Origin of the sequence: Psychrobacter sp. DAB_AL32B, from assembly GCF_002224105.1 — a bacterium.
Taxonomy (GTDB): domain Bacteria; phylum Pseudomonadota; class Gammaproteobacteria; order Pseudomonadales; family Moraxellaceae; genus Psychrobacter.
The window spans coordinates 1-5769 of record NZ_NEXU01000130.1 but is presented as its reverse complement, the minus strand read 5'-3'; the positions used below and the strand labels follow the sequence as shown (position 1 = coordinate 5769).

At 47.8% G+C, this 5769-nt stretch carries 2 tRNA genes and 3 rRNA genes; all 5 read left to right on the top strand.

What is annotated here, in order from left to right:
- The first annotated feature begins 441 nt into the window (after positions 1–441).
- Positions 442–1980: ribosomal RNA gene (locus CAN34_RS13575) — 16S ribosomal RNA — on the top strand.
- Positions 1981–2071: 91 nt separating this feature from the next.
- Positions 2072–2148 (top strand) — tRNA-Ile (locus tag CAN34_RS13570).
- A gap of 11 nt (positions 2149–2159) precedes the next feature.
- Positions 2160–2235 (top strand) — tRNA-Ala (locus CAN34_RS13565).
- A 347-nt stretch (positions 2236–2582) separates the two neighbouring features.
- Positions 2583–5444, top strand: a 23S ribosomal RNA gene (locus CAN34_RS13560).
- 186 nt (positions 5445–5630) lie between these two features.
- Positions 5631–5745: ribosomal RNA gene (gene rrf / locus CAN34_RS13555) — 5S ribosomal RNA — on the top strand.
- The 16S, 23S and 5S rRNA genes sit together here with 2 tRNA genes alongside, the layout of an rRNA operon.
- Positions 5746–5769 lie beyond the last annotated feature (24 nt).

Below are 5769 nucleotides of genomic sequence, written 5' to 3'. Positions count from 1 at the left end.
ATTAAAAGCGTCTATAATACGCACCTCAGCAAAGGAAGCTGGCAAATAAGTTAACAAACTTATAACCCAGATAACTTACTGAAACGAATTAGAATAAAGGGTTGACAGACTATTTAAACATGATATGATAGTCAGCTCGCTAAACAAGATAAGCAAATAGCTTAAACTGATTAGTTAGAAACATCATCTACTGGACGACAGTAGATCGATACTATTTAAAAGCATAACTAAAGAACAACTTGTGTGGATTTTTGCTGATTCAGAATGCATAAAAATAAAGTTGGTTGACTCTCTTTTCGAGAGGATTCTAACTATAAAAATTATCATTTAAGACAGTAAAAAAACTCAAAGTTAATTCATTACGAACATAATTTTTAGCGATTTTGCCAGATTAGATGAGCCAAGTTTAGTAGCCTCTTTAAAGGGTTACATAGCAAGATTAAACTGAAGAGTTTGATCATGGCTCAGATTGAACGCTGGCGGCAGGCTTAACACATGCAAGTCGAGCGGTAACATTTCTAGCTTGCTAGAAGATGACGAGCGGCGGACGGGTGAGTAATACTTAGGAATCTACCTAGTAGTGGGGGATAGCTCGGGGAAACTCGAATTAATACCGCATACGACCTACGGGAGAAAGGGGGCAACTTGTTGCTCTCGCTATTAGATGAGCCTAAGTCGGATTAGCTAGATGGTGGGGTAAAGGCCTACCATGGCGACGATCTGTAGCTGGTCTGAGAGGATGATCAGCCACACCGGGACTGAGACACGGCCCGGACTCCTACGGGAGGCAGCAGTGGGGAATATTGGACAATGGGGGAAACCCTGATCCAGCCATGCCGCGTGTGTGAAGAAGGCCTTTTGGTTGTAAAGCACTTTAAGCAGTGAAGAAGACTCCATGGTTAATACCCATGGACGATGACATTAGCTGCAGAATAAGCACCGGCTAACTCTGTGCCAGCAGCCGCGGTAATACAGAGGGTGCAAGCGTTAATCGGAATTACTGGGCGTAAAGGGAGCGTAGGTGGCTCGATAAGTCAGATGTGAAATCCCCGGGCTCAACCTGGGAACTGCATCTGATACTGTTGAGCTAGAGTATGTGAGAGGAAGGTAGAATTCCAGGTGTAGCGGTGAAATGCGTAGAGATCTGGAGGAATACCGATGGCGAAGGCAGCCTTCTGGCATAATACTGACACTGAGGCTCGAAAGCGTGGGTAGCAAACAGGATTAGATACCCTGGTAGTCCACGCCGTAAACGATGTCTACTAGTCGTTGGGTCCCTTGAGGACTTAGTGACGCAGCTAACGCAATAAGTAGACCGCCTGGGGAGTACGGCCGCAAGGTTAAAACTCAAATGAATTGACGGGGGCCCGCACAAGCGGTGGAGCATGTGGTTTAATTCGATGCAACGCGAAGAACCTTACCTGGTCTTGACATATCTAGAATCCTGCAGAGATGCGGGAGTGCCTTCGGGAATTAGAATACAGGTGCTGCATGGCTGTCGTCAGCTCGTGTCGTGAGATGTTGGGTTAAGTCCCGCAACGAGCGCAACCCTTGTCCTTAGTTACCAGCGGGTTAAGCCGGGAACTCTAAGGATACTGCCAGTGACAAACTGGAGGAAGGCGGGGACGACGTCAAGTCATCATGGCCCTTACGACCAGGGCTACACACGTGCTACAATGGTAGGTACAGAGGGCAGCTACACAGCGATGTGATGCGAATCTCAAAAAGCCTATCGTAGTCCGGATTGGAGTCTGCAACTCGACTCCATGAAGTAGGAATCGCTAGTAATCGCGGATCAGAATGCCGCGGTGAATACGTTCCCGGGCCTTGTACACACCGCCCGTCACACCATGGGAGTTGATTGCACCAGAAGTGGATAGCTTAACCTTCGGGAAGGCGTTCACCACGGTGTGGTTGATGACTGGGGTGAAGTCGTAACAAGGTAGCCGTAGGGGAACCTGCGGCTGGATCACCTCCTTATAGACGCATTCGGTCAGCAAGAATTCACAACAAGTTGTTCTTTAGTTTAGCTAGTATTTATTATTAGCGCTTTGCCTTTACAGGCAGACACAGGCCTGTAGCTCAGCTGGTTAGAGCACCGTGTTGATAACGCGGGGGTCGGCAGTTCAAGTCTGCCCAGGCCTACCATTATTATATACGGGGCCATAGCTCAGTTGGTAGAGCGCCTGCCTTGCACGCAGGAGGTCAACGGTTCGACTCCGTTTGGCTCCACCATAATAAATACGATAGTAAATATATAAAATAAGCATAAACAGAATTAAATGATCGGCGATGATTATTTACTTCTGTTTTATACAGAATCTGTGACTCGATGAGAGCATAGAAACTATTTAAAAACATAGATATGAGTCTGGGTTAGGAACACGTGTTCACGCGTTGTTCCTAACCTTAATAACTCACTACTTAACGACATCAGTTGTTATCCCAGTAGTGAGTTATTAAAAAAGTAAAGAGAACTGAATCAAGCGTATAAACATAGGTGATATCGTTATCATAATTAGACTTATATAGCACTTAGAAGTTAAGATCTATTTATAGATCAAGACTACTTGGGGTTGTATGGTCAAGTAATGAAGCGCACATGGTGGATGCCTTGGCAGTCAGAGGCGATGAAAGACGTGACAGCCTGCGATAAGCTTCGGGGAGGCGGCAATATCCTGTGATCCGGAGATTTCTGAATGGGGAAACCCACCTACCATAAGGTAGGTATCTTGTACTTGTACAAGAAGCGAACGAGGGGAAGTGAAACATCTCAGTACCCTTAGGAATAGACATCAAATGAGATTCCCCAAGTAGCGGCGAGCGAACGGGGAGAAGCCGATTAATGCTAATGTAGAAGAACAGCGTGGGAAAGCTGACCGTAGTAGGTGATAGTCCTGTATTCGAAACATTAGCGTTAACATATTAAGTAGGGCGGGACACGAGAAATCCTGTCTGAAGATGGGGGGACCATCCTCCAAGGCTAAATACTCCTGACTGACCGATAGTGAACCAGTACCGTGAGGGAAAGGCGAAAAGAACCCCTGTGAGGGGAGTGAAATAGAACCTGAAACCGTGTGCGTACAAGCAGTGGGAGCCTTAATTTATTAGGGTGACCGCGTACCTTTTGTATAATGGGTCAGCGACTTATGTTCTGTAGCAAGGTTAACCGTTTAGGGGAGCCGTAGGGAAACCGAGTCTTAATAGGGCGTTTAGTTGCAGGGCATAGACCCGAAACCGAGTGATCTATCCATGAGCAGGTTGAAAGTGCCGTAACAGGCACCGGAGGACCGAACCCACTGTCGTTGAAAAGCCAGGGGATGACTTGTGGATAGGGGTGAAAGGCTAATCAAACTCGGTGATAGCTGGTTCTCCCCGAAAGCTATTTAGGTAGCGCCTCGGACGAACACCATTGGGGGTAGAGCACTGTTTCGGCTAGGGGGTCATACCGACTTACCAAACCGATGCAAACTCCGAATACCGATGAGTGATATCCGGGAGACACACAGTGGGTGCTAACGTCCATTGTGGAGAGGGAAACAACCCAGACCGCCAGCTAAGGCCCCAAATTCCTAGTTAAGTGGGAAACGAGGTGGGAAGGCATAGACAGCTAGGAGGTTGGCTTAGAAGCAGCCATCCTTTAAAGAAAGCGTAATAGCTCACTAGTCGAGTCGGCCTGCGCGGAAGATGTAACGGGGCTCAAACTAGGAGCCGAAGCTGCGGATTTGAATTTGTTTTCAAGTGGTAGGGGAGCGTTGTGTAAGCCTGTGAAGGTGTGTCGTAAGGCATGCTGGAGGTATCACAAGAGCGAATGCTGACGTGAGTAACGATAATGCGAGTGAAAAGCTCGCACGCCGGAAGATCAAGGGTTCCAGTCCAACGTTAATCGGGGCTGGGTGAGTCGACCCCTAAGGCGAGGCCGAAAGGCGTAGTCGATGGGAAATTGGTTAATATTCCAATACTTGTTTATAATGCGATGGAGGGACGGAGTAGGTTATGCCAGCCTGGCGTTGGTTGTCCAGGTGGAAGGATGTAGGTAGACAGTTTAGGCAAATCCGGACTGTCATTATACTGAGATCTGATAGCAAGCTGTACTTGTACAGCGAAGTGGCAAATACCATGCTTCCAGGAAAAGCTTCTAAGCAATAGTTATAAACGAATCGTACCCTAAACCGACACAGGTGATCAGGTAGAGAATACCAAGGCGCTTGAGAGAACTCTGCTGAAGGAACTAGGCAAAATGGTACCGTAACTTCGGGAGAAGGTACGCTGCCGATGGTGATAGGACTTGCTCCTTGAGCTGTTGGCAGTCGCAGATACCAGGCTGCTGCAACTGTTTATTAAAAACACAGCACTCTGCAAACACGAAAGTGGACGTATAGGGTGTGATGCCTGCCCGGTGCTGGAAGGTTAATTGATGGGGTTAGCGTAAGCGAAGCTCTTGATCGAAGCCCCAGTAAACGGCGGCCGTAACTATAACGGTCCTAAGGTAGCGAAATTCCTTGTCAGGTAAGTTCTGACCTGCACGAATGGCATAATGATGGCAGCGCTGTCTCCAGCAGAGACTCAGTGAAATCGAAATCGCAGTGAAGATGCTGTGTACCCGCGGCTAGACGGAAAGACCCCGTGAACCTTTACTACAGCTTTACATTGAACTTTGACCTGACTTGTGCAGGATAGGTGGGAGGCTTTGAAGCAGACACGCTAGTGTTTGTGGAGCCAATCTTGAAATACCACCCTGGTCATGTCGGGGTTCTAACTCAGGTATAACAATACCGAGGACAATGTATGGTGGGTAGTTTGACTGGGGCGGTCTCCTCCTAAAGAGTAACGGAGGAGTACGAAGGTGCGCTCAGAACGGTCGGAAATCGTTCATAGAGTATAAAGGCAAAAGCGCGCTTAACTGCGAGACCCACAAGTCGAGCAGGTACGAAAGTAGGTCTTAGTGATCCGGTGGTTCTGTATGGAAGGGCCATCGCTCAACGGATAAAAGGTACTCTGGGGATAACAGGCTGATACCGCCCAAGAGTTCATATCGACGGCGGTGTTTGGCACCTCGATGTCGGCTCATCTCATCCTAGGGCTGAAGCAGGTCCTAAGGGTATGGCTGTTCGCCATTTAAAGAGGTACGCGAGCTGGGTTTAGAACGTCGTGAGACAGTTCGGTCCCTATCTACCGTGGGCGTTGGAAATTTGAGAGGATCTGCTCCTAGTACGAGAGGACCAGAGTGGACGAACCTCTGGTGTTCGGGTTGTCACGCCAGTGGCATTGCCCGGTAGCTACGTTCGGATGGGATAACCGCTGAAAGCATCTAAGCGGGAAGCCCACCTCAAGATAAGATTTCCCTAAAGAGCCGTTGAAGACTACGACGTTGATAGGCAGGGTGTGGAAGCACAGCGATGTGTGTAGCTAACCTGTACTAATTGCTCGTTTGGCTTGACCATACAACACCCAAGTGGTTTGTATGAAAGCTCTAATTAATCTATCTTGTATAGCTTTATGCTATAACATAGAAAGTAATATTTCGATATCACCTTTAACCTTGATTCAGTTAGGTTACAAGTTAATCGACCAATAGATAATATCTTGACGTCAAAACAATAATAACAGACTCATATCTAACCCCCTTTGCTGACGACAATAGCACGATGGCCCCACCTGATCCCTTCCCGAACTCAGAAGTGAAACATCGTCGCGCCAATGGTAGTGTGGGTCCGCCCATGTGAGAGTAGGTCATCGTCAGCTCTCTATTCCTGATTATCCCCCGAC